This window comes from Phocaeicola coprocola (assembly GCF_041333015.1).
GTDB lineage: Bacteria > Bacteroidota > Bacteroidia > Bacteroidales > Bacteroidaceae > Phocaeicola > Phocaeicola coprocola.
The window spans coordinates 2160094-2186251 of record NZ_JBGKGM010000001.1 but is presented as its reverse complement, the minus strand read 5'-3'; the positions used below and the strand labels follow the sequence as shown (position 1 = coordinate 2186251).

Here is a 26158-nt window from a genome sequence, read left to right as displayed (position 1 = left end):
ATTAAAATTCAATTATTTTTTAGCGTTACGTGCACGGATAATTCCGCCCACCTTACCTTTACCTAAACGAATATAGTCCAGCATCGGACGATGAGAAGGACATGTGAACTGACAAGAACCGCACTCGATACATGACATAATCATTTCATGTTCTACACGTTCCCAGTCGCCATGAGCCGAGCAAGTAGCCAGCAAGAACGGTTCCAGTCCCATCGGACAAGCACTAACGCACTTAGCGCAACGGATACATGGCTGAGGTTCTGCACGACATGCTTCCTTATCGTTCATGATTAATACGCCCGAACTACCTTTGCAGATAGGAACTTCGGTATTGGCCAGTGCCTTACCCATCATCGGACCACCGCCGATTACCTTTCCTGTGTCTTCGGGCAGACCGCCGGCAGCTTCAATAAGCTGGCTCATCGGAGTACCCATACGTGTCAGGAAGTTTGAAGGGTTCTTCAACGATTTTCCTGTAACGGTTACGATACGTTCGAACAAAGGCTTGTTTTTCTGTACAGCCTCGTATACTGCATAAGCAGTTCCTACGTTCTGAACGACTGCACCTACATTAATAGGAATTGCGGGAGGAGCAGGAACCTGACGGCCAATAACAGCATCAATCAACTGTTTTTCACCTCCTTGCGGATATTTCACTTTCAAAGGAACAATCTCAATACCAGGATAAGCAGCAGCCTTCTCTGTCATCAGCTTGATGGCATCCGGCTTATTATTTTCAATGCCGATATATCCTTTGGTAACCTTAGCTGCTTTCATCAGAATCTGTACGCCAACCAATATTTCATCTGCCTTTTCCAGCATCAGACGATGGTCGGCTGTCAGATATGGTTCACATTCTACTGCATTGATAATTACGCAGTCTGCCTTACAGCCCGGAGGAGGAGTAAGTTTTACATGAGTAGGGAAACAAGCACCACCCATACCAACAACACCTGCATTTTTTATCTTAGCAACAATTTCTTCAGGAGTCAGGTTACATTCTTTTACCAGTTCGCTGCTGCGGTCGATGCTTTCTTCCCATTCGTCACCTTCCACATCAATAAAAATAGCCGGTTTACGATAGCCACTGGCGTCGATAACGCTATCCACTTTGTTTACTTTACCAGAAACAGAAGAGAAGATAGCGGCAGAAACAAAGCCTCCTGCTTCAGCAATCTTGGTTCCGACCTTCACTACATCACCTTTTTTTACGATAGCAGTAGCGGGAGCACCGATATGCTGTGACAAAGGGAAAACAGCCTGCTTAGGAAGAGCAAGCGTTTCGATAGCTTTGCCTGCTGACAATTTATTTTCTGCTGGATGAACTCCACCAATTCTAAATGTCTTCACTGTAAATATCTTTTTAATTTAATTACTAATTTTGATTAAGCCTCAGTTTTAGGAGCTTCTTTCGGAGCTTCAGCAGCTTTAACTTCCACTGTTTCCTTTTTAGGTTCAGCTACAGGCTGAGCAGCCTTTGGTGCAGCAGAAGCAGCCTGTGCTGCAGGAGCAGCGTCAGCAGGTTTAGCCTTGCGAGGAGGGAAATTTACTGCAACAATTGCATTCTGAGGACATTCAGTTTCGCACTTGCGGCAAGATTTACACTTAGCCGGATCGATGTATGCCAGATTATTTTCGAGTGTAATAGCTTCGAACGGACAAACCTTCACACACTTGCCACAGCCGATACATGCAGCGGTACAAGCCTTACGTGCAACAGCACCTTTATCTTTATTGACACACTGTACGTATACACGACGGTTGTTCTTTCCTTTCGGACGGATTTCGATAATGTTGCGCGGACATGCTTTGCTACAAGCACCACAAGCAGTACATTTACTTTCATCCACTTCGGGTAATCCGGTTTCCGGATTCATGTGAATGGCATCGAACTGGCAAGCACTCACACAGTCGCCACATCCCAAGCAGCCGAATGTACATCCGGTTTCACCTCCATAAGTGGAATTAGCTACTACACATGAACGCACACCGTCGTACTGAGTAAGTTTAGGACGGTTGGCACATGTACCGTTACATCTCACTACCGCTACTTTAGGTTCTGAAGCTGTAGCCTCCAGTCCTAAAATACCAGCAACCTTTTCCATGGTAGGCTGACCGCCCACCGGACACAGTTTTCCTTCGAGTGAACCAGCCTTCACGCAAGCAGCGGCAAAACCAGAACATCCCGGATAACCACATCCACCGCAGTTAGCTTGTGGAAGCACTTCGGCTACCTGAGCAATTCGCGGATCTTCATACACAGCAAATTTCTTTGAAGCCACAAACAAAATAACTGCGGCAATCAAGCCAATGGCCCCCAATGAAATCACTGCAACCAAAATTAAGTTCATAAAAATATAAAGTTAGTTTATTAATTATATATTGATTCTAGGGTAAACATAAACGAGCGGCTGATTTTCTGCCGGCACATATATATAATAAGGTAATAGGGAACCAGGGTAGCCAAAGAAATCAAAGCCGACAAAACCTCATCCCCCCCAGTCAGTTTCAACGAAAAAATCAGGGCAAGCAATAACACGACAAAAGGGAGTACAAAAGCTAAAAAGACAGCTTTCATACCCATTGAGGTAGTTCCAACAATCATTACTCGTTCGCCAATCTGGCATGGAACTCCATTCTTATTATAAACATCAATTATTTTTTCTTTGGTTTCGGAAGCACTACAGTGTCCTTTCACACTACAAGACGAGCAAGCTGAACTCTGCACAATTCTTACTTTCAAGCGAGAGCCATTGATGTTTTCCACAATACCTAGATGTTTTATACTATTTACCATGTTTTGCAAACCGTACTTTACAAATCCGTGGCAAATGTACTATAAAAATTGTTTCATTGGTAACGTTAACAATGTTTTTCTCATTAAAAAAAGTAAAATTTTATATCAAAGCATCGTCATATCCTTTAGCAATCATCCTTTTTCCAACTCCTGATAAGCAGACTTCAAGCGTTTTACAACTGTAGATCTATTAATACCTGTCTGTTCTGATATTTCCTGATAGGTCATCCCCTCCCAGATTTTCATTTTAACCAAACGGCCCAATTCTTCCGACAGGCCTTCTACAGCCTCTTTCAGATCCTCGAATTTCCGCTCTCTTCTTTCTGCTGAAATATAATTATCGACAAGACAATCGTCATCTTTCAATATATCAAGTTTCAATGGAAGGCAATCCTGATGTTTCTTACGATACACACTACATAAAAAATTCCCAACGACGCAATTCAGCCATGCTCCGAAATGGCCATTTGCCTTGTATACGCATTTTAGTTTTTCATAGAGATGGGTAACAATTTCCTGATACAGGTCTTCTACGCTATCATTATTATTAATGGTACTCTTTCGGATAGCTCTCATTATGCATTCATCATAACGTGACAACAAAATTTCGAAAGCGTGACTGTCACCATTACGAAACATAGAAACCAACTTATCATCCGGGAATATTCTTTCGTTATCTTCCATAGCAGGATTGACTTTTAAGGGTTTAACAATCTGCCCGCACACAGCGTCCCCTGCTCAATTATTCCTTCTGAAACCCAAAGACAACTACTGTAGAAGAGTGATACCGTGTTACAGACAATTTCAAAATCAAGAACTCAAAACCACAAACGAATTTATATTCAACAGAAAGCGTTTTTGAATTCCTATTAAACACGGATTTGTTTAATGATTTGTTACAAAGGAAACTCTTTTTTCCGTAATATCAAAATATTAATTAAAGACTTTGATGAAAAAGTGAAAAAACCTTTTAAAAAGAAGAGTATAAAGTTTTGCCTCCTTTTATAGGAAAAGACAAATTATTTATACAAAAAGACAAAGATTCTACAATAAATTTTCATATAGAACAGCTGGTCGACAAAAGGAGAACATAGACCCTAAGACATTACACCCTCTGTATTTTTCATTATTCAAAGACTGGTACAATACCAAGTCATTTACATATCATGAAAATACAGAGGGCGTCTTTAAAAAGAGCACAGTCTATAGACTGACTAAATTACCTGTTTAATCCAATTTCAACACAGCAAGGAAAGCTTTCTGAGGCACTTCTACCGTACCGATCTGCTTCATACGTTTCTTTCCTTTCTTTTGTTTTTCAAGCAACTTACGCTTACGGCTCACATCACCACCGTAACACTTGGCTGTTACATCCTTACGTACTGCTTTAATCGTTTCACGAGCAATAATCTTAGCACCGATAGCTGCCTGAATGGCTATTTCAAACTGCTGACGGGGAATCAGCTCCTTCAGTTTCTCGCACATGCGACGTCCCAAATCGTATGCATTATCAAAATGAGTTAGGGTAGAAAGTGCATCTACAGATTCACCGTTCAACAGGATATCCAGTTTAACAAGTTTCGAAGGACGGAAGCCCGACTGATGATAATCAAAAGAAGCATATCCCTTCGATATACTCTTCAACTTATCGTAAAAATCTATCACAATTTCACCCAACGGCATTTTATAGTGAAGCTCTACACGATTACCCGAAATATAATCCTGACGAACCAGCTCACCACGCTTACCCAAACACAATGTCATAATCGAGCCAATATAATCGGTAGCAGTAATGATGGACGCATCGATATAAGGCTCTTCGATATGATCGATAAGAGTCGGATCAGGCATGCCACCAGGATTATGTACCTCCTGCACATTTCCCTGCTTATCATACACCATATATGACACGTTGGGAACAGTCGTGATGACATTCATATCAAACTCACGGTCCAGACGTTCCTGAACGATTTCCATATGGAGCAATCCCAAGAATCCGCATCGGAAGCCGAAGCCCAATGCCAATGATGATTCCGGCTGGAAAGTAAGTGAAGCATCATTCAGCTGAAGTTTCTCCAACGATGCACGCAGATTCTCATAATCCTCAGCCTCTATCGGATAGACACCGGCAAAGACCATAGGCTTAACCTCTTCAAAACCATCGATAGCTTTATCACAAGGACGAGAAATATGAGTAATCGTATCGCCGACCTTAACTTCCTTCGAGGTTTTGATACCGGATATGATATAACCAACATCACCGGTACGAAGCTCCTTACGAGGAACCATATCCATTTTCAACACTCCAACCTCATCGGCATCGTATTCTTTTCCAGTATTGAAGAATTTAACTTTATCACCGGCACGAATCACTCCGTTTACTACCTTGAAATACGCAATGATACCTCTAAACGAATTGAATACAGAGTCGAAGATCAAAGCTTGCAAAGGTGCTTCTTCATCTCCCACCGGGCATGGAATCCGTTCGACTACCGCCTGAAGAATCTCTTCTACGCCCATGCCGGTTTTTCCAGATGCACGGATAATATCTTCACGCTTACACCCCAACAAGTCGATAATTTCATCTTCCACTTCTTCCGGCATAGCACTCGCCATATCACACTTATTCATTACCGGAATAATCTCCAGGTCATGTTCCAGTGCCATATAAAGATTAGAAATGGTCTGTGCCTGCACTCCTTGCGAAGCATCTACTACCAATAAAGCTCCTTCACATGCAGCGATAGAACGAGATACCTCGTAAGAAAAATCGACGTGCCCCGGAGTATCAATCAGATTCAGTATATATTTTTCACCTTTATAGGTATACTCCATCTGAATAGCATGACTTTTGATAGTTATACCACGCTCGCGCTCCAAATCCATGTCGTCCAACATCTGTCCTTCTGTGACCTTCACTGTCTGAGTATACTCCAGAAGGCGGTCTGCCAGTGTAGACTTTCCGTGGTCGATATGGGCAATAATACAAAAATTACGTATATTCTTCATTTCTTACTTTTATTATTTTCTGATTCTTCCGGCAGCGTAACATTATTTTACGCCATGCAAAGATAGCGAAAATTGAATAAGGCACAAAAAATCATCCTTTATTAGAAGACAGATTGAGCGCAATCTCGAAAAATTACTCTATTTTTGTACCGATTTTTATTATAAGACTCACAATATGATTACACTCGATTTGGCATCTACCACTTTTTTGCTGGTTGCAGTCTGTGGCATACTTTGTGCGATTCAGTTATGTTACGTTTTTGGAATCTACAACCGCATACATCGGCATTTCAAAAAAAAGAATGAAGCTGCCGGCACAGAACTTCCACCACTATCAGTTATTATCGTGACCAAAGACTCCGGAAGTGCATTAACCAAAAACCTTCCTGCCATTCTCGAACAAGATTATCCGGAATTTGAGGTAGTTGTCATCAATGACAAGTCGGCTGGAGAAGATGAAAACATCCTGAAGTTATTATCCGACAAATACAATAATCTGTATCACACCTTCATTCCGGAAACTGCCCGCTACGTCAGTCGGAAAAAGCTGGGCATCGCAATGGGAATACGTGCCAGCCGTTATGAATGGCTTGTAGTTACAGAACCTTATTGCTGTCCTGTCAGCCGGAACTGGCTGAGAAGACTGGCCGAACAAATGACTCCAAATACAGATATCGTACTAGGATACAGCAATTATCTACCCCAAAAAGGATGGTTTGCCCGACGAATCACAACCGACTCATTTTTCCATTCACTCCGGTATTTAGGTATGGCTTTAGCAGGCAATCCGTATATGGGTATAGGACGTAATCTGGCTTACCGAAAAAGTTTGTATGAAAAGCATAAGGGTTTTGCAGATCATCTGCAACTGCAACGAGGAGAAGATGACTTATTCATCAATGCAGTTGCAAACAAATACAATACTCGTGTAGCTTCAGGAGAAGACAGCATTGTCCGCATGCCGGTTCCTCCTTACAAGCGTATCTGGTTTGAAGAAAAAATGAATGCGATGGTTACCGGACACTATTATCAGGGCATGGCAAGGTTTATCAATGCTATCGACACATGGACCTGCGGACTATTTCATCTAGCTACAATTTCGGCTTTGGCATTCAGTATTATAGAGCAACAATGGATCGGTATGGGCCTCATTGTCTTGTTTTGGCTAATCCGTTTTATTTCGACAATGACTGTCTTTCACCATACGAGCCGCGATCTGAATGAAAACCTATGTTGTATTTTCCCATTGTTTGACATTCTTCGTCCATTATGGAGTCTGGTACGGCAAATGCAATATCTGCTACGCAAAAAGAAAGACTTCCTAAGAAAATAAAGAAAGAATACATAAAGAATTAGATTATCATCTATTGAACAGCTCGAAGGTAAATTTACATCCCACAGATGTGAATTTACCTTTTTCATTTCCCACGAATACCCCAAAATCAAACAGATGTGTACCTATTCCATAACCTAATTCCAGATAGGGATTCAAATGAGGCATGAACAAGATACCTGCATAAACTCTTTCCTTTTGAATAAACGACAGCAACCGACTTACAGGATATAATAATAAAAAAGGAGTTTCATATGTCATATTTCCACGGAAATAATGACGTGAGGCATTATACCAGCGCCCATCCAGCATCTGAAATGTACCTCCGATATCATCATTCCATCCTTGAGGCAAATTGCGATTGGCAAAATTCACATAATCCACAAAATACATATCATTCTGATTTGTAAAAAAACCTCCACCCAGATGATAAGCAATCGTATGCAGGTCACGAACACGTATCTTTTGCTCCGCTGAGAATTCAAAACGTTCATATTCCCCTGAATTCTTCATTATCTTTATTCCACGTTCATAATCTATAAGGAAAGTAGGATAACTCGAGCCAACATTCACCTTTCGATTTCCGTTTATATAATAGTGCATACCCGGTGTCCATTCAACACGCAATCGAGGAGCAAAACTGTTATACTTCAAACGTACCCGGCTTGCCACTTCCGGAGTACTTTCTGCTGCATAACGCCAGTGCATGGCCACCCCTGTCCATAAAGTCAGTCCGTTTATAATCTCAATATTATGAGAAATATTCAGATATACATCCTTAAAGTAATCCAGTTCAAGCCCATCAAAGCTAAACAGACTGTCCGGCATTTCTTTCAGTTGGTCGAGCACCAAACTACTATAGATACGGTTACCGTTTCCTACATTCACAGAAACAGATCCATGTTTCATAGGGTTGTAAACATATTCTGCATCCATTTTAGCATAAAGCTCTTTCTTCGTAAAATTATAACCGATCTGAGGTACGATGTGCAATAATCTCCCATCGTGGAAAAGTTTATTATATTTAAACTCCTGACGATACGAAATTCCATTGCGATGGCTATAACTTACGAGCAAAGGGTTTATTAAAGGAGAGCATGTAATATTACCAACTTTAGATATATCAATATCATAACTACTAATCAAGGCATCTCCCAACTGTCCGATATACACCAGATTTTTCTTAAATTTAGTTTCTACTCTTTGCAAAGTATCTCCCTGTTCCTTGCGGCGACGCTCATCGAAAGACAAATATAAACTGTCTTCCCAATCGGTAAGAGGCAAAGGACGAATACAGGCAAACGAATCACGATCCTGAACCAAACGTGTGGTATCACAAGTTAACGTGTAAGAATTAGACAAATTATATTTATGCCGTTTCTTCAGCAGTACATCCATTTCTTCTTTTTTCTTAAAAATAACCTCATCATACTTTAGCCAGCCCGTATAATTCATTTCCAGGTTATTACGCAAAAACTTAAATACGATATCCAAATTTATCAGCTGAGGAAGATACTTTGTTTTTTCCGTCTCCCCCATACGCATTGCCACATGAAAGCGAATCAGGTCGTACGTTCCATGAAAATTCAGATAACGTATCGTCCAGTCATTCGTAGTTATCCAAAAAAATCCCTCAAGCAACTGGGTACTACGATAACGGGGTATTACACGTATTTTATAAACTTCTCCCTCCTTCCAGTAATCGATCGAATCAAGCAGATAATAATAATGTACACTAGACTGTTCGTTAAGTGGTGAAAGAACTTTGTCTTCCATCAACGAAGGAGCATAAATATTAAACTTAACAAAATCCATTATATCAAAAAAACGGCTGTTACCTCCCGTAAAAGTTGTAGAAACAGCACGAATCTTCCGGTCGTATATATGAGGAGCCGTATAATGTAATTCGCTGATGGACTCATGTATATAGTCATTTACTCCCTTCTCAAAACGAAACATAGAAGGAACATACTTGATGATTCTATTTTGCTTATGAATCTGCAACCGACCTTTCAGGTACAAATCGGCTTTATACTCTCCCACCTCTTGAGCATAGACTGATGCCGAATGAAAAATATGGGAAAGTACAGAATCGGTAACATGTGGTTTGGAAAGATAAGACGGCATATTATCCCCTCCCCTTGCTTCAGTGGCAAAACTTAAAGCAAGAAGGTACATTAACAATCGGAATATAATATGATATATATTTCTTAATTTTCCCATAAACAGAAGCAAATATATAACAAATCCATATGTACACACGACATTTTTCAAGGATAAAATTAAGTTTTTAAATTTTTCTTCCTACCTTTGTGCTACAAAACATGGTTTTATAGCAGTTATGGTCAAGAAGGAATTAACAGAAGCCGAGATTGCCGAAAGTATCCCTGATTTGTGGCAGCCTCTTACCGAATCGCAACGTGAATTACTTGCGCAAAATTTTACAATACAGAAATATAAAAAAAACGAAACAATCTACTGTGAAGGAGAAACTCCCATGCACCTGATGTGCCTGCTCAGTGGCAAAGTAAAGATATACAAGGATGGTGTAGGCGGACGCAGTCAGATTATTCGTGTCATAAAGAATAAAGAATACTTTGCTTATCGTGCTTACTTTGCAGAGGAAAACTTTGTAACAGCAGCAGCGGCATTCGAGCCATGTACAATGTGTCTGATACCCATGCCTGTCATTATCAAGTTAATTCAGGAAAATGCAGATCTGGCAATGTTCTTTATTCGCCAATTATCAAAAGATTTGGGTATTTCGGATGAACGTACGGTAAACCTGACTCAAAAACACATTCGAGGACGTCTTGCCGAATCACTTCTGTTCCTTAAAGATACTTATGGAGTAGAAGAAGATCAATGTACACTTAGCATTTATTTGTCAAGAGAAGATTTGGCTAACTTATCCAATATGACTACTTCGAATGCTATTCGTACCTTATCTAATTTCGCAACAGAAAAACTGATTATTATTGACGGACGTAAGATAAAGCTAATTGATGAAGAACGTCTGAAGAAAATCAGCAAAATAGGATAGCCTCATACCAAGACATATAAAATGTCCTGATATTTTAGTGAAAGTCGATAACCTTCTTTAAAATATCAGGACATTTTTATATGGTTACTGTAAAAATACCCTTATTCGAATCTTACGGATTTAGCCGGATGAATACGACTGACAAGATAGGAAGGTCCTACCAACATTAAAACAGAAACTATCAATGTACAGATATTCAACAACAGCCAGACTCCTATATTCAGCTCAACAGGAACAGAATCGACATAATATGTCGCCGGATCTAGTTTTACAATTTTGAAGTAATACTGTAGAATACAGAAAGAAAGAGCGACAATATTTCCCCACAGCATACCTTTTCTGATAAGAAGTACGGAGAACGAAAGAAAAATCTTTCGGACAGCAGTATTATCAGCTCCCAATGCTTTCAGCACCCCTATCATATTTGTACGTTCCAATATAATAATCAGCAGTCCGGAAATCATAGTAAATCCTGCAACACCAACCATCAGAATCAGAATAACCCACACATTAACATCAAGCAAATCCAACCATGCAAATATCTGAGGATATACTTCTTCTACTGTACGCGAATAATACATATTGCCGTATCGATCACTCTTTTCATCAAACAAACCACGTATATTATCGTTGACCTGCTCGAGTAATGCATAATCACTGACTTCAATCTCCAATCCTCCCACCTGGTCTTTTTCCCAATTATTCAGACGAACGACTGTATATAAATCCGTTATCAAAAACAAATCGTCATAGGCAGAAAAATTTGTTTGATAAATACCAGAAACAGTAAGTCGACGAGCACGAATATTGTTCTCCAGATAATAAGTATACAGATTATCCCCAACCTTTAAAGACAAACGGTCGGCAATGGTTCTCGATACAAGAACTTTATTGCTGGCTATCGAATCTGTAAATGCTGGAATTTCTCCCTCAAGAAGATGGTTTTGCAAAAAAGTCATATCATACTCCTGAGCTATACCTTTCAGAAGCATTCCCTGAAAATTATCAGCAGTCATAATCATCCCCGGCTTACTGGCATAACGCTGTACATGGCTCACAGAAGGTAAGCTTCTTAACACTTGCATCACACTGTCTCCTCCGGCAACCGGAGTTGTCTGGTATGCCTGAGCCTCATCCATACTAGTAACAAGAATGTCCGAACTAAGACCGATAACCTTATCGCGTACCTGATGCTTAAAACCAATGACAACCGCCACCGAGATGATCATTACAGCCAGCCCAATAGCAATTCCAGCCATCGCAATACGTATGGCTGGCTTTGAAACTTCCTTTCCGCCTTCATTATCTTTATAGATACGGCGTGCAATAAAAAGCTTCCAGTTCATATCATTCGTCTACGTGTCCGGGATATGCTTCAAGGGCTTTACGCAACACAAACAAAGCACGCGCCAGGTCTTCTTTTTTCAGAACATATGCAACACGTACCTCATTGCGACCTGCACCCGGAGTCGTGTAAAAGCCTGCTGCAGGAGCCATCATTACAGTTTCTCCTTCATAATTAAAATCGCTTAAACACCATGCGCAGAACTTTTCCGCATCGTCAACCGGAAGTTTTGCCACGGTATAGAAAGCCCCCATAGGAATAGGTGAATATACTCCTGGAATACGGTTCAAGCCATCAATCAGACATTTTCTACGCTCTACATACTCATCATACATTTCACGAGAATACTCTTCCGGTTCATCAAGCGAAGCCTCTGCCGCAATCTGCCCAATCAAAGGAGGACTTAAACGTGCCTGACAGAATTTCATAACAGCTTTACGGACTTCTTCATTCTTGGTTATCAGAGCACCGATACGGATTCCACATTCAGAATAACGCTTAGAAACAGAATCAATCAAGACAACATTCTTTTCGATTCCTTCTAAATGACATGCTGAAATATATGGAGAACCTGTATAAATAAATTCGCGATAAACTTCATCAGAGAACAAGAATAAATCGTACTTCTTAACCAAATCGCGAATCTGATTCATTTCCCGACGAGTATACAAATAACCAGTCGGATTATTGGGATTACAAATCAAAATACCTTTGGTCCGTTCGTTTATCAATTCTTCAAACTTTTCTACCTTAGGCAAAGAAAACCCTTCTTCAATCGTCGTTGTTACTGTACGAATTATAGCTCCCGCCGAAATAGCAAATGCCATATAGTTAGCATATGCAGGTTCGGGCACAATAATTTCATCACCCGGATTCAGACAACTCATAAAAGCGAACAAAACAGCTTCAGATCCTCCGGTAGTAATAATAATATCATCAGCATCAAGGTTTATATCGTATTTTTTATAATAGCCCACCAGTTTTTCACGATAGCTACGATAACCTTGACTGGGACTATATTCGAGAACTGTACGGTCTATATTACGAATCGCATCGAGGGCCGCTCGAGGTGTAGGCAGGTCTGGCTGACCAATATTCAGATGATATACATGAATTCCTCTTCCTTTTGCAGCTTCAGCCAAAGGAGCCAGCTTACGAATAGGTGACTCTGGCATTTCGTTTCCTCTAATGGATATTTGTGGCATAAATAAACAATTTGATTTTAATGTGGCTACAAATATAACCCGAAAGAACAAAATGCACAACATTTCTTATAAAATAAATCCAAAGACGTATTGAGTGAAAAGACTAAACAGGCTCTAAACTCTATCAAAAAACATAAAAACTTCACACAACTTCAGAGAGCCAAAAAGAAAAAAATGTATATTCGTAAATGTTAAACCATTACATATAGAGCTATGAATTTATACCTTATTATATTCACATCCGGAAGTTATAAAATGGAGCAAATTTATCAAAGCCATAAAGAATTGTTCATGGCTTTAGAAAAGCATTTTACCCTCCATTTAGTAAACTATAAAGAAGTAGAAAGTATTCCAGCCAATGCATATAAAATGGCATTTATAGCAAGCGGAGGTGTAGAAGATTGTGTCATCAGAAATTTCAGTATACTTCCCTACCCTATTACACTACTCTCTGACGGATTGAACAACTCGCTTGCTGCCGCTCTGGAAATAGCAGCCTGTGTACGCAATAAGGACATGAAAGTACGCATTATCCATGGCCATACAAGCGATATGGCAAAACAAGTATTATTACACCACAAAGCTTTTGCAGCCAAACGTTCGTTAAAAGGCAAACGTATCGGAGTCATTGGAACTCCGGCTTCATGGCTGGTAGCCAGCCATGTGGACTATTTATTGGCAAGTCAACGATGGGGAGTAAACTATATAGACATACCTCTTCAGGAAGTCTACAAACGGTTCTATGAAATCACAGATGATGAAATCGGACTTGAAGCTTCTATCTTTGCCAACAAAGCAAAAGCATGTCAGGATGCTACAGCCGAAGATCTTTTAAAGGCCATGCGTTTATACAAAGCCATCAAACAGCTATGTGTATCAGAGCAACTAGATGCAATAGCCTTATCTTGTTTTGCCCTTGTAAAACAATTGAATACCACAGGATGTCTGGCACTATCCTTATTAAATAATGAAGGAATACCGGCCGGTTGCGAAGGTGATTTACAAGCTATCATGACCATGCTGATGGCTAAGGCCGTAACCGGACAACCCTCATTTATGGGAAATCCATCATTTATCGACGTCAAACGCAACGAGCTTCTGTTAGCCCACTGCTCTATTGCGACTAAAATGGTTAATGAATTTATCATACGCGACCATTTTGAGACCCAAAGCGGAATTGCTATACAAGGACTGATGCACGAAGGAGATGTAACAATTTTCAAGTGTGGTAGTGAATGTCTGGACGAATATTATCTAGCAGAAGGTTATATGACTGAAAATACAAATCTTTCAACATCCTGCCGTACACAATTAAAAATCAAGCTAAACAAGCCTGTCAGCTACTTCCTGACCAATCCATTGGGCAACCACCATATTCTGCTTCAGGGAAGCCATGCCGATGAGATACAAGAGTTCATGCAACAGAATCGGTGTAAGCCACGCGAATGAACAAATAAATTATCAGTGTAAGAGTTTTTATTAAAATTTTAGTGTACATTTGCATGAACATTGTCAAACTAACACAGAAAAAAAATTCATTATGATGCATAATTGGTTCGAATGTAAAATCCGCTACGAAAAAGTTGCGGAGAACGGCATGAACAAAAAAGTAACAGAACCTTATCTGGTAGATGCACTCAGTTTTACAGAAGCTGAATCACGCATCATCGAAGAAATAACCCCATTCATCAGTGGAGAATTTACGGTAGCAGACATTAAACGAGCTAACTATAGTGAACTATTCCCATGTGAAGAAGATGCAGCCGACCGCTGGTTTAAATGCAAACTGTATTTCATTACACTCGATGAAAAAAGCGGCGCTGAAAAGAAAACAGCAACAAACGTACTGGTACAAGCTTCCGACTTACGGGATGCTGTAAAAAAGCTGGATGAAGGAATGAAAGGCACAATGGCCGATTACGTCATTGCTTCGATTGCAGAAACAGCAATTATGGATGTATATCCCTATTCTGCCGAACCAGACGTTAAGCCGGAATTTCCAGATGCCGATAAAAGATAAGACTGAAAAAAACAACAATCAGAAATGGATATTCAAGCTAATTTAAAGGAAGTAATAGCGGAACTACCGACAAATGTACGCCTTGTAGCTGTATCAAAGTTCCATCCTGCCGAAGCTATCGAAGCTGCATATTCGGCAGGTCAACGCATTTTTGGCGAAAGCAAAGAACAAGAGCTATCCGGCAAGCATGAACAATTACCGAAAGATATTGAATGGCATTTTATCGGACACTTACAAACCAACAAAGTAAAATACATTGCACCCTACATCGCAATGATACATGCCGCCGATTCCTATAAATTACTGGTTGAGATAAATAAGCAGGCTGCCAAGCACGAACGCACTATTCCCTGCTTACTCGAAATTCACATAGCACAGGAAGAAAGCAAATATGGCTTTACATTCGACAGCTGTCGGGAAATGCTTCGTACAGGAGAATGGAAAAATCTGAACAATATCTGTATCGCAGGTGTTATGGGTATGGCGACGAATACTGAGGACGAAACAGAAATTGCCAACGAATTTCATTCTCTAAAAGTATTTTTTGATGAGCTGAAACAAGAATTCTTTTCCGATCGCCCTGAATTTAAAGAAATCTCTATGGGAATGTCACACGACTACCCGATAGCCGTAAAAGAAGGAAGTACAATGGTACGCGTAGGGAGCAAAATTTTTGGAGACAGAAACTATTAAAATCTAACTAATATGGCACAACTAAAAACAACTTTCGCAGGATTAGCACTTGAGAACCCTATTATTATCAGTAGTTCGGGACTTACTAACAGTGCTGAAAAAATAAAAAAACTAGAAGAAGCCGGCGCTGGAGCTGTTGTTCTGAAATCAGTTTTTGAAGAACAAATCAGCATGCAAGCAGGATCAATGCAGGGCTATGGTTCACCAGAAGCAGACGACTATCTGGGAGCTTACGTACGTTCTCATGCGCTTAACGAACATATCAATTTAATAGAAGAAACAAAAAAAATATGTCATATTCCTGTTATAGCTAGCATCAACTGTTACAGTGACAGCGAATGGGTAGATTTTGCTACAATGATGGAAAAAGCAGGAGCAGATGCTCTGGAAATTAATATCCTATCTCTACAGACAGATAAGGATTACACTCCAGGCAGTTTCGAACAACGTCATATAGACATTCTCTGCCACATCAAGAAAGTAGTAAAAATCCCTGTAATCATGAAATTGGGAAGCAACCTTACAAATCCGGTTGCGTTGATTAATCAGCTTTATGCTAACGGAGCTGCAGCTGTAGTTCTATTCAACCGTTTTTATCAGACTGATATAAACATCGACACCATGGCTTTCACCAGTGCCAATGTAATGAGTACTCCTAATGAACTGCCCGACCGTCTGCGCTGGACAGCTATTGCTTCAGCAGCTGTTCCACGTTTGGATTACGCTGTTTCGGGTGGCGTACATTGCGGCAAAGGAGTTATTAAATCTATTTTGGCTGGCGCAGCTGCTGTTGAAGTATGCAGTGTAATTTATCAATATGGTGCAAAAGAAATAGAGAATATGAAAAAAGAACTAAGTGAATGGATGGACGAAAAAGGTTATGAAAGCCTGTCACAATTCAAAGGCAAGATGAACGCAGAATCAGCTGGCGAAATCAATCCATTCGAACGCACTCAGTTCATGAGATATTATAGTAACAGAGAAGAATAAGAATATCGTTGCGAATTAAAAACGAATCCGGCGGACTTAGATATTTAAGTTCACCGGATTTTTTATATCCTTATCTGTATAACTTTCCTCCGCAAAAGATAAAAGTTCCAGATAGAAACAGGATCTACTTATTGCTACCACAGTATCTAGAACATTAAAAAGATACTCTCAAATGTTTTTTTCAGTAAAACATGTTACTTTTGTGATATATCTGCGTCTAAATATATAAAAGACACCAAAACTTAATTTTATGAAAACATTTACATTTGCAGCCTCATTGGCTATAGCACTGACACTGATTACTTCCGAAAGTTGTTCTTTTGCTATAGGAAATACACCTATTAAACCAAGCAAAAAATACGTAACCAAAAAGGTAGAAATCAAGAATATTAATTCTATCAGCGCTTCAACTTCAGTAGACGTTGTATACACACAATCGCAAGGAAAAGCCTATGCAGAAGTATATGCGCCCGACAATATTATTCCATACATAAAAGTCCAGCAAAATGGAAATAAGCTAAAAGTAAACTATGATTTTCCAAAAGGGAAATCATTATCCATACAAGGAAAATATGTATGTGAAGTAAGAGTTTTTGCACCGGAAGTAACAGACTTTTCGACCTCCAGTTCCTCCGATATCAAATTTGCCAACGGACTAAAGACTCATAAAGATGTCACTCTCAACACATCGAGCAGTGGAGATATCGATGCAACAAACATTACTTGCAGCAATCTGAAAATGAGCACTTCCAGCAGTGGAGATATCACAATAGATAATATCACATGCCATATGCTTAGCCTTTCAACCAGCAGCAGTGGAGATATGAAAATTAACACAGCCCGGTGTAACGAAACTGACATTAAGTCGAGCTCATCAGGTGACTGCGAGATAGAATCACTATCATGCAGAGGTACAGTAAAAGCAACAACTAGCTCTTCCGGTGACATCAGCTTATCTGGAAAATGTGAGGATGCTAATTATTCTGCACAGTCAGGAGGAAATATTTATGCCAAAAGTCTGAAATCGAAGAATGTAACAGCCTCAGCCACTTCTGGAGGAGATATTGAATGTTATGCCAGTGACAGACTTTCTACTCATACAAGCAGTGGAGGTGACATCCGGTATGCCGGAAATCCGAGAAGCATAGAAGGGAAGTCGGATAATGTATCCAAACTTTAAAAAAGTAAACGGTTAGAATCTCCTCCTCTATCTTCCACAAGAAAAGATGCTGAAAATCAAGTATTCTATCTAAATCAAGAATCATTTTCAGCATCTTTTTTCTTTTCAGACTCAGTCATATCATGCTCCTACCCAAATCTTTCATCAGCCAGACACTGCATACTTCTTCAGATAAAGATAGCAAACAGCATAACTCCAATAAATAATCAGAATATTTCACCACATAAAGTGCAAAGAATGAAACAGTATGAAGCTGTTTAATTTGGAATACTAAGAATTAAACAATATCTTTGCACAATAAAGCACATTTTGTGCACTACTAAATTTTTACATTTTATGGAAAAAAGTTTTATTGCCTTTGTAGAAGAAAGCATCAAGAAACACTGGAATCTGGATGCATTGACTGATTATAAAGGTGCAACCTTACAATATAAAGATGTTGCCCGCAAAATAGAAAAGTTACATATCCTACTTGCAGAAAGCGGAATCAAACCGGGTGACAAAGTAGCTGTCTGTGGACGAAACAGCTCACACTGGGGAGTGGCCTTTCTTGCCATACTGACTTATGGAGCAGTAGCCGTACCTATCTTGCATGAATTTAAAGCAGACAATATCCACAATATAGTCAATCACTCAGAATCACGCTTGCTCTTTGTGGGCGATGTAGTATGGGAGTCACTAAACGAAGCAGAAATGCCTCTGCTGGAAGGTATCATCCTCATGACTGACTTTACGCTATTGGTATGCCGCAGCAAACAGCTGGAATATGCTCGCGAACATCTGAATGAACTTTTCGGCAAGAAATTTCCTCGTAATTTCCGCCGTGAACATGTATCATACCGCCGCGACAATCCGGAGGAACTGGCTGTAATAAACTATACTTCGGGAACTACAAGTTTTTCAAAAGGAGTTATGCTTCCCTATCGTTCACTGTGGGCTAATACTCAGTTTGCTTTCGATGTACTGACATTAAAGCCTGGCGACAGAATTGTTTCCATGCTGCCAATGGCACATATGTACGGTCTGGCATTCGAGTTTTTATATGAGGTTGCTTGTGGATGTCATGTATTCTTTCTCACTCGTATGCCTAGTCCCAAAATCATTTTCCAGGCATTTGCTGATGTTAAGCCGCATATTGTTATTGCCGTACCACTGATAATAGAAAAAATTATTAAAAAGAACGTACTGCCTAAACTGGAAACACTCAAGATGAAAGTCTTGCTGAAGGTTCCCATTATCAACGACAAGATAAAAGCAACTGTCCGTGAACAGATGATTCAAGGGTTTGGAGGTAATTTTTACGAAGTTATTATCGGTGGAGCTGCTTTCAACCAGGAAGTAGAAAAATTACTTAAAAGCATTGATTTTCCTTATACCGTAGGTTACGGAATGACTGAATGTGGTCCGATTATCTGCTATGAAGACTGGAAACGTTTCAAACCGGGTTCTTGCGGAAAAGCAGCACCTCGTATGGAAGTACGTATCGACAGTCCCGACCCACAAAATATAGTAGGAGAAATTCTAACACGTGGCGATAATGTTATGTTGGGATATTACAAAAATCCTGAAGCGACAGCACAAATTCTCGATGCTGATGGCTGGTTGCACACGGGAGACCTGGGTGTAATGGATGAAGAAGGTAACGTAACCATCAAAGGAAGAAGCAAAAACATGCTTCTCGGTCCTTCCGGCCAAAATATCTATCCAGAAGAGATAGAAGAAAAGTTGAATAACTTACCATTTGTCGCAGAGTGTATCGTTATCCAGCAAAACGATAATAAACTCGTTGCCCTGATTTATCCTGATTTTGAAGATGCATATTCGCAGGGTATGAGCGACAGCGACATAGAAGCAGCAATGGAAGAAAATCGCACAACGCTAAATGCAGAACTTCCAGCTTATTCACAAATTTCACGAATAAAAATCTATCCAGAAGAATTCGAAAAGACTCCGAAAAAGAGTATCAAGCGATTCCTTTATCAGGATGTAAAATAAAAACTGATGAAACTTAACACCAAACTTATAAGCATGTTCCTGTCAGGTTGTCTGCTGGCAGGAACAATGCCTTTTTATGCTCAAACACGCTCCAACAAAGGATTGAAAAAAGGAGTAAATCTAGCAGCTAATATCACAAATAAGAAGAAAGAGCCTCCACGAACCTATCTGAATCTTGGCCTCATAAGCAATTATAGTTGCCTGAATGGTGTAGGGATCAATGCAATTTCCAGTATAACTCATTATCATTCCATAGGATTTCAAGTAGCAGGAATAACCAATGTTACAGGATTAAACGCGTCAGGATTTCAGTTATCAGGTATAGCTAATGTAACCGGAAAAGACACAAAAGGAATTACACTTGCCGGACTGATGAATGTAACAGGAAATTCCTCATCAGGAATCGCAGTATCTGCTATTGGAAACGTTGCCGGACTAGATGCAAAAGGTATTTTTATAGGTGGACTGGTAACCATTGCAGGCAGAAATAGCTCAGGAGTACATTTTGCAGGACTCGCCAATGTTACAAAGAAAACACAAAAAGGTGTCTTTATAGGTGGTTTAATGAATGTAAGCGGAGAAACCCTGAAAGGAGTACAGCTTACCAGTTTACTGAACGTTGCCGGAACTCAGAACAAAGGTCTGCAACTTGCCGCATTAGGAAATATAGCTGTGGATAATCGAGGAATGCAATTGGGTATCACAAACTATGGAGAACAGAACAACGGTTTGCAGGCAGGTCTGGCAAATGTATCTGTCAAAACTGCAAAAGGTTTGCAACTGGGTATTGTAAATATCAGTCAAGATAGTACAGCACATCAAATAGGCTGTATCAACATTACTCCCCATACAAACTACCAGATGATTATCTCAGGAGGCAATCTCAACAAGGTAAATCTGGCTATACGTTTTAAAAATCGACATACATATACAGAACTTGGAGGCGGAGCATTTTACTTAAATTCCGATTATAAAGCATCCGTTTCGGCATTCTATCGGGGAGGTTTATATTGTTCTCTCCTCCCGCGACTAGAGCTGAGTGCAGATGCAGGATTTTACCATATTGAAACACTTGATAATAAGAACCAAGGAATACCAGCAAGACTATATGCTTTACAACCACGAATAAACGTAGAATATCGCATAGGAAGTAAATTGGGAATCTTTGCTTCAGGAGGATACAGCTGGACCCGCCAGTATGGTCACAGTAGCATGTTCGACCACAAAGCAACCTTCGAAGCTGGAATCGTATTATTTTAAATTACTATATCTCTAAAAAAATTACCGCTGTATAAACTCCCTATTCACCAAGGGAACTATACAGCGGTAATTTTATATTCTCAAAAAGAAATTTTATCCATTTAAGCTAGCAGAACGTACTCTACTCAATGTTTCAGGTGTCATTTGAAGCAGAGAGGCGATATAAACAAGCGGTGCACGTTTTAATATCTCCGGATGCAACTGAAGAAGCTTGTTGTACCGTTCGTGTGCTGGTTCAAAACGCAATGTATCTGCTTTAATCTGTGAGTCAATCAAAGAATATTCAAAGAACTTTCTATATAACACTCCGATATCTGAGTGTTCCATAGACAAGCGTTCTATATCATCTTTTTTTATTTCCCACAAAACTGTTGGTTCCAGAGCTTCAATCATTATACGAGTAGGCTTTTGTTTCAGATAACTTTCCAGACATATTATCATTCCTCCCTCATATCCGATATGCTCAGTCACATCCTTATCATATTTAAAATAAAACTGGCGAGTCATTCCTTTTTCTATATAGCGCATGCATTCACATACCTCGCCTTCATTCAAAATAATTTCGCCTTTTTTATATTTCCTACATACCAGAATGCCTGCCATTGCATGAATACTTTCCCGCTCCAGCAAAACATGCTTTCCGGCGGCTATTTGCCGCACAACCTCAACACTTGTCATCATACAATCTCCATATTACCTTTGTTAATATTATATCATCTCACCTTAATACGATCAAAACCTTCTCCAAAGACTCCGATTACTGCACTTTGAGATACAAAAGCTCCCGGATCTATATCTTTTATCAAACGGAAAATAGTATTCGATTCGCTTTTCTTTGCCAATACAAACATCATTTTCACATTGTTATGCGTATAACATCCTACACCATCAATAAAGGTTACACCACGATGGAGATCAAGATTAATACGCTTTCCTATTTCCTCATACTTAGAAGAAATTATAAAAAACTGTACAGACTGACGAGCACTATTCACAACCTGATCGAGAACAAAACTGGAAACAAACAAAACTACATATCCGTATACAACCCGTTCCCAATCATGTAAAACCAAATAGCTGGAAGAGATAATAATTATGTCACACATAAGGATGACACGTCCTAATGATATATCACGATATTTATTGACTATCGCAGCTATAATATCTGTTCCACCGGTACTTCCATTTGCAGAAAAAGCGACTCCGATACCTCCCCCGCAGAATGAAGCCCCTAACACACATGCCATAAAAGGCTGATCATGTATCAAGCTGCCCTTTATCAAATCTTGTATTATAGCCAACAATATAGTTAACACGGCAACCGCCCAAATTGTCTTCAGACAAAATTTAAGTCCCAGTATTTTCAAAGCCAGCAACAATAATGAAAAATTAATAATCAAATATGTGTACTGAACCGGAAAACCTGTTGCCCAAAACACGATAGATGCAATACCGGGAACCGCACCCGATGGGATGTCATTAGGCAACAAAAACACTGTCCATCCCACACCATACATTAGCATACCTAAAGCAATCATCAAATAGTCTCTAGTTTCCCTAAAAAACTGTTGCGACTTCGTAAGCGGCTTCATTTGATTCATCTTATAAATTACAAGTTATAGTTTTTGAATTTGGTGATACAAAATTACGAAAAAATCACCTATAACGATACAATGCAAACAAATTTCTTACAAGAAATAAAGAAAAGGAAATAGACGGTTTTGTAGATCATATAATTTTCGTAATTTTGCCCCAAATTGGGATAAACATTTAGAACTGTTTTAATACATATCATGGCGTTAGTAAACGAACATTTCCTGAAATTACCGAACAATTACTTCTTTTCGGATATAGAGAAGAAAGTAAATTTGTTCAGGGTAACTCATCCTAAAGCTGATATCATTCGTTTAGGAACAGGAGATGTCACTCTTCCCCTTCCCCCAGCTTGTATAGAAGCCATGCACAAGGCTATAGACGAAATGGGACATGAAGCAACTTTTCACGGATATGGTCCTGAAGAAGGTTATCATTTTCTCATTAATGAAATTATTAAAAACGACTATGCTGCAAGGGGAATACATTTGGAGCCTAATGAGCTATTTATCAGTGACGGTAGCAAAAGTGATACCGGTAGTATCGGTGACATTCTTCGTCATGATAATAGTATCGGAGTTACAGACCCCATCTATCCCGTTTACATCGATTCAAATGTTTCCTGTGGACGTGCTGGAGAACTTCAAAATGATGGTAAATGGAGCAATGTAGTATACATGCCTTGCCTTCCGGAAAATAATTTTATTCCTCAAATCCCTAGCCAGCGCGTTGATATCGTTTATTTATGTTACCCCAATAACCCTACGGGAACTGTACTTAGCAAAAATGAGCTTAAAAAATGGGTAAACTATGCTCTTCAAAATGATACTCTGATCATTTTTGATGCAGCTTACGAAGCATATATTCAGAATCCAGATATACCACATTCCATCTATGAAATAAAAGGAGCTAAAAAAGTAGCCATAGAATGTAGAAGCTTTTCGAAAACAGCCGGGTTTACTGGTGTGCGGTGTGGATATATGGTTATACCCAAAGAAATAACAGCAGCGACATTGGCTGGCAAGCGCATCCCACTCAATCCAATGTGGAAGCGGCATCAGGAAGTAAAATTTAATGGAACATCCTATATTACCCAGCGAGGGGCTGAAGCTATTTATACTCCAGAAGGTAAAGAGCAAGTAAAAGCAAATATCCGATACTACATGGACAATGTACAAATACTGAAACGAGCATTAACCGAACTCGGACTAAGAGTAGCAGGAGGTGAAGATGCTCCCTATCTCTGGGTACAAGCACCTAACGGAATGTCATCGTGGAAGTTTTTCGACAAGCTATTATACGAAGCACATATTATAGGAACTCCCGGTATCGGCTTCGGACCTAGCGGAGAAGGATATATGCGATTTACCGGTTTTGGCAAAAAAGAAGATTGCAAGGAAGCAATATATCGCCTCCGTCGATGTTTATAACCAAAAAAAGATAATATACAAGAAAAAACAACATAAAAATTATTTTTAGGTATTATGTCAAAATTAAGATTCAGAGTTGTAGAAAAAGCGTTTCACAAGAAACCAATTGAAGTTACTCCCCCGTCAGAGCGCCCAAGCGAATATTTCGCTAAATATGTGTTCAACCGGGAAAAAATGTTCAAATATCTGCCAAGTAAAGTATATGCCAAATTAATAGATGTTATTGACAACGGAGCTGCACTCGACAGAAGTATTGCAGATGAGGTAGCTGCTGGAATGAAAAAATGGGCAGTAGAATTAGGTGTAACTCACTACACTCACTGGTTTCAGCCATTAACAGAGGGTACAGCAGAAAAGCATGATGCCTTTGTTGAGCATGACGGTAAAGGTGGTATGCTGGAAGAGTTTTCAGGTAAACTTCTTGTTCAGCAAGAAGCAGACGGTTCTTCCTTCCCTAACGGTGGAGTAAGAAATACTTTTGAAGCACGTGGTTACAGTGCATGGGATCCGTCTTCACCTGTTTTTGTCGTAGATGATACATTGTGTATACCTACCGTATTTATAGCATATACGGGAGAATCATTGGATTATAAAGCACCATTACTAAAAGCTATTCAGGCCGTAACAAAATCAGCACTCGATGTAATGCATTATTTCGATCCTTCCGTAAAAAAGATTATTTCGTATCTGGGATGGGAACAGGAATATTTCCTTGTTGACGAAGGTCTGTACGCCGCACGTCCGGACTTACTGCTGACAGGACGTACACTTATGGGACATGAAGCATCAAAGAACCAACAGTTGGAAGACCATTATTTTGGCGCAATACCTCCCCGTGTTGCCGCATTTATGAAAGATCTGGAAATTCAGGCTTTGGAATTAGGTATTCCTGTCAAGACACGACACAATGAGGTTGCTCCCAACCAGTTCGAATTAGCTCCTATTTATGAAGAATGTAATCTGGCTGTAGACCACAACATGCTTATCATGTCGCTGATGCGTAAAATCGCACGTAATCACGGTTTCCGTGTGCTGCTTCATGAAAAGCCATTCAAAGGTGTAAACGGTTCAGGAAAACACAATAACTGGTCATTGGGAACAGATAATGGAACATTGTTGATGGCTCCGGGTAAGACATCGGAAGAGAACCTGCGTTTTATCACTTTCGTTGTCAACACGCTAATGGCAGTTTACCATCATAATGGTCTACTGAAAGCTTCTATCATGAGCGCAACAAATGCTCATCGTCTGGGAGCTCATGAAGCACCTCCTGCAATTATTTCATCTTTCCTGGGTACTCAGCTAAGCAAAGTTCTCGACCATTTGGAAGAAAGTACAAACAATGAGTTAGTAGCCTTGGGAGACAAGCAAAGTATGCGCCTGGATATTCCCCAAATACCAGAACTTCTGATTGATAATACCGACCGTAATCGTACTTCACCTTTTGCGTTTACAGGAAACCGTTTCGAATTCCGTGCTCCAGGTTCAGAAGCCAATTGTGCCAGTGCAATGATTGCTTTGAATGCTGCTGTAGCAGAACAGCTCACAGTATTCAAGAAAGACGTAGATGCATTGATCGAAAAAGGTGAGCCTAAAGTTTCGGCAATTATCCAAGTAATCCGCCAGTACATCAAAGAATGTAAACCTATCCGTTTCGACGGAAATGGCTATAGTGATGAATGGAAGGAAGAAGCCTTGCGTCGTGGACTGGATTGCGAAACCAGCTGTCCACTTATTTTCGATAATTATCTGAAACCGGAAACAATCCATATGTTTGAATCTACCGGAGTCATGAATCGAAAAGAACTGGCAGCACGTAACGAAGTGAAATGGGAAATGTATACTAAAAAGATACAAATCGAAGCACGTGTTCTAGGCGACTTAGTAATGAATCATGTGGTTCCTGTTGCTATTGAATATCAGACAAAACTGATAGATAATGCCTACAAGATGAAATCACTTTTCCCAGCTGATGAAGCAGCCGTATTATCAGCTGAAAATCTAGCAATAATCAAGGAAATAGCAGAACATACAGCATTTATCAAAGACCATGTAGATGCAATGGTGGAAGCTCGTAAAGTAGCTAACCGTATCACCACCGAAAGAGAAAAAGCTATCGCCTACCATGATAATATTGCTCCAATGCTGGAACAGATCCGCTATCATATCGACAAGCTTGAATTGATTGTCGATGACCAGATGTGGACATTGCCGAAGTATCGCGAGTTATTATTCGTGCGATAAACAAATTATTCTTGCCACAAA

The 26158-nt window shown here is 39.8% G+C and carries 21 protein-coding genes; 11 read left to right on the top strand and 10 right to left on the bottom strand.

What is annotated here, in order from left to right:
• Nucleotides 1-12: 12 nt before the first annotated feature.
• The 5 genes from rsxC to lepA form a co-directional block, all read right to left on the bottom strand.
• Nucleotides 13-1350 (bottom strand): electron transport complex subunit RsxC, encoded by a 1338-nt coding sequence (gene rsxC / locus ACDG22_RS08990; RefSeq protein ID WP_007566069.1) that lies wholly within the window; start codon nucleotides 1348-1350, stop codon nucleotides 13-15.
• Nucleotides 1351-1385: 35 nt separating this feature from the next.
• A complete protein-coding gene (locus tag ACDG22_RS08985; protein ID WP_007566068.1) occupies nucleotides 1386-2351 on the bottom strand; it encodes a Fe-S cluster domain-containing protein in 966 nt (321 codons plus the stop codon).
• A 20-nt stretch (nucleotides 2352-2371) separates the two neighbouring features.
• A complete protein-coding gene (locus tag ACDG22_RS08980) occupies nucleotides 2372-2797 on the bottom strand; it encodes a SoxR reducing system RseC family protein (protein WP_007566067.1) in 426 nt (141 codons plus the stop codon).
• A 132-nt stretch (nucleotides 2798-2929) separates the two neighbouring features.
• Nucleotides 2930-3481: an RNA polymerase sigma factor gene (locus ACDG22_RS08975; RefSeq protein ID WP_370858844.1), complete on the bottom strand. Its 552-nt coding sequence runs from the start codon at nucleotides 3479-3481 to the stop codon at nucleotides 2930-2932.
• A 543-nt stretch (nucleotides 3482-4024) separates the two neighbouring features.
• Nucleotides 4025-5806: a translation elongation factor 4 gene (lepA, locus tag ACDG22_RS08970; RefSeq protein ID WP_007568864.1), complete on the bottom strand. Its 1782-nt coding sequence runs from the start codon at nucleotides 5804-5806 to the stop codon at nucleotides 4025-4027.
• 175 nt (nucleotides 5807-5981) lie between these two features.
• On the opposite strand from lepA, the gene ACDG22_RS08965 reads away from it, so the two are divergent.
• A complete protein-coding gene (locus tag ACDG22_RS08965) occupies nucleotides 5982-7139 on the top strand; it encodes a glycosyltransferase (protein WP_007568866.1) in 1158 nt (385 codons plus the stop codon).
• Nucleotides 7140-7166: 27 nt separating this feature from the next.
• Here the strand turns inward: ACDG22_RS08965 and ACDG22_RS08960 are convergent, their stop codons facing one another.
• Nucleotides 7167-9362: a DUF5686 family protein gene (locus ACDG22_RS08960; RefSeq protein ID WP_235776960.1), complete on the bottom strand. Its 2196-nt coding sequence runs from the start codon at nucleotides 9360-9362 to the stop codon at nucleotides 7167-7169.
• Nucleotides 9363-9480: 118 nt separating this feature from the next.
• Between ACDG22_RS08960 and ACDG22_RS08955 the strand changes: the two genes are divergently transcribed.
• Complete coding sequence (locus ACDG22_RS08955; protein ID WP_007568870.1) at nucleotides 9481-10182, top strand: Crp/Fnr family transcriptional regulator; 702 nt, start codon at nucleotides 9481-9483, stop codon at nucleotides 10180-10182.
• A gap of 101 nt (nucleotides 10183-10283) precedes the next feature.
• Here the strand turns inward: ACDG22_RS08955 and ACDG22_RS08950 are convergent, their stop codons facing one another.
• Nucleotides 10284-11528, bottom strand: a complete 1245-nt coding sequence (locus ACDG22_RS08950; RefSeq protein WP_007568872.1) for an ABC transporter permease — start codon at nucleotides 11526-11528, stop codon at nucleotides 10284-10286.
• A gap of 1 nt (nucleotide 11529) precedes the next feature.
• Nucleotides 11530-12732 (bottom strand): pyridoxal phosphate-dependent aminotransferase, encoded by a 1203-nt coding sequence (locus tag ACDG22_RS08945; RefSeq protein ID WP_007568874.1) that lies wholly within the window; start codon nucleotides 12730-12732, stop codon nucleotides 11530-11532.
• A gap of 213 nt (nucleotides 12733-12945) precedes the next feature.
• Between ACDG22_RS08945 and ACDG22_RS08940 the strand changes: the two genes are divergently transcribed.
• The 7 genes from ACDG22_RS08940 (at nucleotide 12946) to ACDG22_RS08910 (ending at nucleotide 20870) form a co-directional block, all read left to right on the top strand.
• Nucleotides 12946-14181, top strand: coding sequence for a fucose isomerase (locus ACDG22_RS08940; protein WP_040312018.1), 1236 nt, complete (start codon nucleotides 12946-12948; stop codon nucleotides 14179-14181).
• An 88-nt stretch (nucleotides 14182-14269) separates the two neighbouring features.
• Entirely contained in the window at nucleotides 14270-14752 is a 483-nt protein-coding gene (locus ACDG22_RS08935) for a DUF4494 domain-containing protein (RefSeq protein ID WP_085960430.1), read from the top strand.
• A gap of 24 nt (nucleotides 14753-14776) precedes the next feature.
• A complete protein-coding gene (locus tag ACDG22_RS08930) occupies nucleotides 14777-15445 on the top strand; it encodes a YggS family pyridoxal phosphate-dependent enzyme (protein ID WP_007568879.1) in 669 nt (222 codons plus the stop codon).
• Nucleotides 15446-15457: 12 nt separating this feature from the next.
• The gene (locus tag ACDG22_RS08925) at nucleotides 15458-16435 is read left to right on the top strand and encodes a dihydroorotate dehydrogenase-like protein (protein WP_007568881.1); all 978 of its coding nucleotides are present in this window, start codon (nucleotides 15458-15460) and stop codon (nucleotides 16433-16435) included.
• A gap of 250 nt (nucleotides 16436-16685) precedes the next feature.
• Nucleotides 16686-17615: a GIN domain-containing protein gene (locus ACDG22_RS08920; RefSeq protein WP_007568883.1), complete on the top strand. Its 930-nt coding sequence runs from the start codon at nucleotides 16686-16688 to the stop codon at nucleotides 17613-17615.
• A gap of 336 nt (nucleotides 17616-17951) precedes the next feature.
• Nucleotides 17952-19610, top strand: a complete 1659-nt coding sequence (locus ACDG22_RS08915) for an AMP-binding protein (RefSeq protein ID WP_007568884.1) — start codon at nucleotides 17952-17954, stop codon at nucleotides 19608-19610.
• A gap of 6 nt (nucleotides 19611-19616) precedes the next feature.
• Nucleotides 19617-20870 (top strand): hypothetical protein, encoded by a 1254-nt coding sequence (locus ACDG22_RS08910; protein WP_007568886.1) that lies wholly within the window; start codon nucleotides 19617-19619, stop codon nucleotides 20868-20870.
• A 93-nt stretch (nucleotides 20871-20963) separates the two neighbouring features.
• Here the strand turns inward: ACDG22_RS08910 and ACDG22_RS08905 are convergent, their stop codons facing one another.
• Both ACDG22_RS08905 and ACDG22_RS08900 read right to left on the bottom strand, forming a co-directional pair.
• Nucleotides 20964-21551, bottom strand: coding sequence for a Crp/Fnr family transcriptional regulator (locus tag ACDG22_RS08905; RefSeq protein ID WP_007568569.1), 588 nt, complete (start codon nucleotides 21549-21551; stop codon nucleotides 20964-20966).
• 32 nt (nucleotides 21552-21583) lie between these two features.
• Entirely contained in the window at nucleotides 21584-22471 is an 888-nt protein-coding gene (locus ACDG22_RS08900) for a YitT family protein (RefSeq protein WP_007568568.1), read from the bottom strand.
• Nucleotides 22472-22663: 192 nt separating this feature from the next.
• Between ACDG22_RS08900 and ACDG22_RS08895 the strand changes: the two genes are divergently transcribed.
• Both ACDG22_RS08895 and ACDG22_RS08890 read left to right on the top strand, forming a co-directional pair.
• Nucleotides 22664-23893 carry an LL-diaminopimelate aminotransferase gene (locus ACDG22_RS08895; RefSeq protein WP_007568567.1) on the top strand — a complete coding sequence of 410 codons (1230 nt, stop codon included), beginning with the start codon at nucleotides 22664-22666 and terminating at the stop codon, nucleotides 23891-23893.
• A 54-nt stretch (nucleotides 23894-23947) separates the two neighbouring features.
• A complete protein-coding gene (locus ACDG22_RS08890; protein ID WP_007568566.1) occupies nucleotides 23948-26137 on the top strand; it encodes a glutamine synthetase III family protein in 2190 nt (729 codons plus the stop codon).
• Nucleotides 26138-26158: the final 21 nt, after the last annotated feature.

What these genes read in the sequence shown, in the direction of transcription:
- ACDG22_RS08985 (WP_007566068.1), bottom strand. Translation starts at nt 2,351, where the DNA reads ATGAACTTAATTTTGGTTGCAGTGATTTCATTGGGGGCCATTGGCTTG.
- ACDG22_RS08980 (WP_007566067.1), bottom strand. Translation starts at nt 2,797, where the DNA reads ATGGTAAATAGTATAAAACATCTAGGTATTGTGGAAAACATCAATGGC.
- ACDG22_RS08975 (WP_370858844.1), bottom strand. Translation starts at nt 3,481, where the DNA reads ATGGAAGATAACGAAAGAATATTCCCGGATGATAAGTTGGTTTCTATG.
- lepA (WP_007568864.1), bottom strand. Translation starts at nt 5,806, where the DNA reads ATGAAGAATATACGTAATTTTTGTATTATTGCCCATATCGACCACGGA.
- ACDG22_RS08965 (WP_007568866.1), top strand. Translation starts at nt 5,982, where the DNA reads ATGATTACACTCGATTTGGCATCTACCACTTTTTTGCTGGTTGCAGTC.
- ACDG22_RS08960 (WP_235776960.1), bottom strand. Translation starts at nt 9,362, where the DNA reads ATGGGAAAATTAAGAAATATATATCATATTATATTCCGATTGTTAATG.
- ACDG22_RS08955 (WP_007568870.1), top strand. Translation starts at nt 9,481, where the DNA reads ATGGTCAAGAAGGAATTAACAGAAGCCGAGATTGCCGAAAGTATCCCT.
- ACDG22_RS08950 (WP_007568872.1), bottom strand. Translation starts at nt 11,528, where the DNA reads ATGAACTGGAAGCTTTTTATTGCACGCCGTATCTATAAAGATAATGAA.
- ACDG22_RS08945 (WP_007568874.1), bottom strand. Translation starts at nt 12,732, where the DNA reads ATGCCACAAATATCCATTAGAGGAAACGAAATGCCAGAGTCACCTATT.
- ACDG22_RS08940 (WP_040312018.1), top strand. Translation starts at nt 12,946, where the DNA reads ATGAATTTATACCTTATTATATTCACATCCGGAAGTTATAAAATGGAG.
- ACDG22_RS08930 (WP_007568879.1), top strand. Translation starts at nt 14,777, where the DNA reads ATGGATATTCAAGCTAATTTAAAGGAAGTAATAGCGGAACTACCGACA.
- ACDG22_RS08925 (WP_007568881.1), top strand. Translation starts at nt 15,458, where the DNA reads ATGGCACAACTAAAAACAACTTTCGCAGGATTAGCACTTGAGAACCCT.
- ACDG22_RS08920 (WP_007568883.1), top strand. Translation starts at nt 16,686, where the DNA reads ATGAAAACATTTACATTTGCAGCCTCATTGGCTATAGCACTGACACTG.
- ACDG22_RS08915 (WP_007568884.1), top strand. Translation starts at nt 17,952, where the DNA reads ATGGAAAAAAGTTTTATTGCCTTTGTAGAAGAAAGCATCAAGAAACAC.
- ACDG22_RS08910 (WP_007568886.1), top strand. Translation starts at nt 19,617, where the DNA reads ATGAAACTTAACACCAAACTTATAAGCATGTTCCTGTCAGGTTGTCTG.
- ACDG22_RS08905 (WP_007568569.1), bottom strand. Translation starts at nt 21,551, where the DNA reads ATGATGACAAGTGTTGAGGTTGTGCGGCAAATAGCCGCCGGAAAGCAT.
- ACDG22_RS08900 (WP_007568568.1), bottom strand. Translation starts at nt 22,471, where the DNA reads ATGAATCAAATGAAGCCGCTTACGAAGTCGCAACAGTTTTTTAGGGAA.
- ACDG22_RS08895 (WP_007568567.1), top strand. Translation starts at nt 22,664, where the DNA reads ATGGCGTTAGTAAACGAACATTTCCTGAAATTACCGAACAATTACTTC.
- ACDG22_RS08890 (WP_007568566.1), top strand. Translation starts at nt 23,948, where the DNA reads ATGTCAAAATTAAGATTCAGAGTTGTAGAAAAAGCGTTTCACAAGAAA.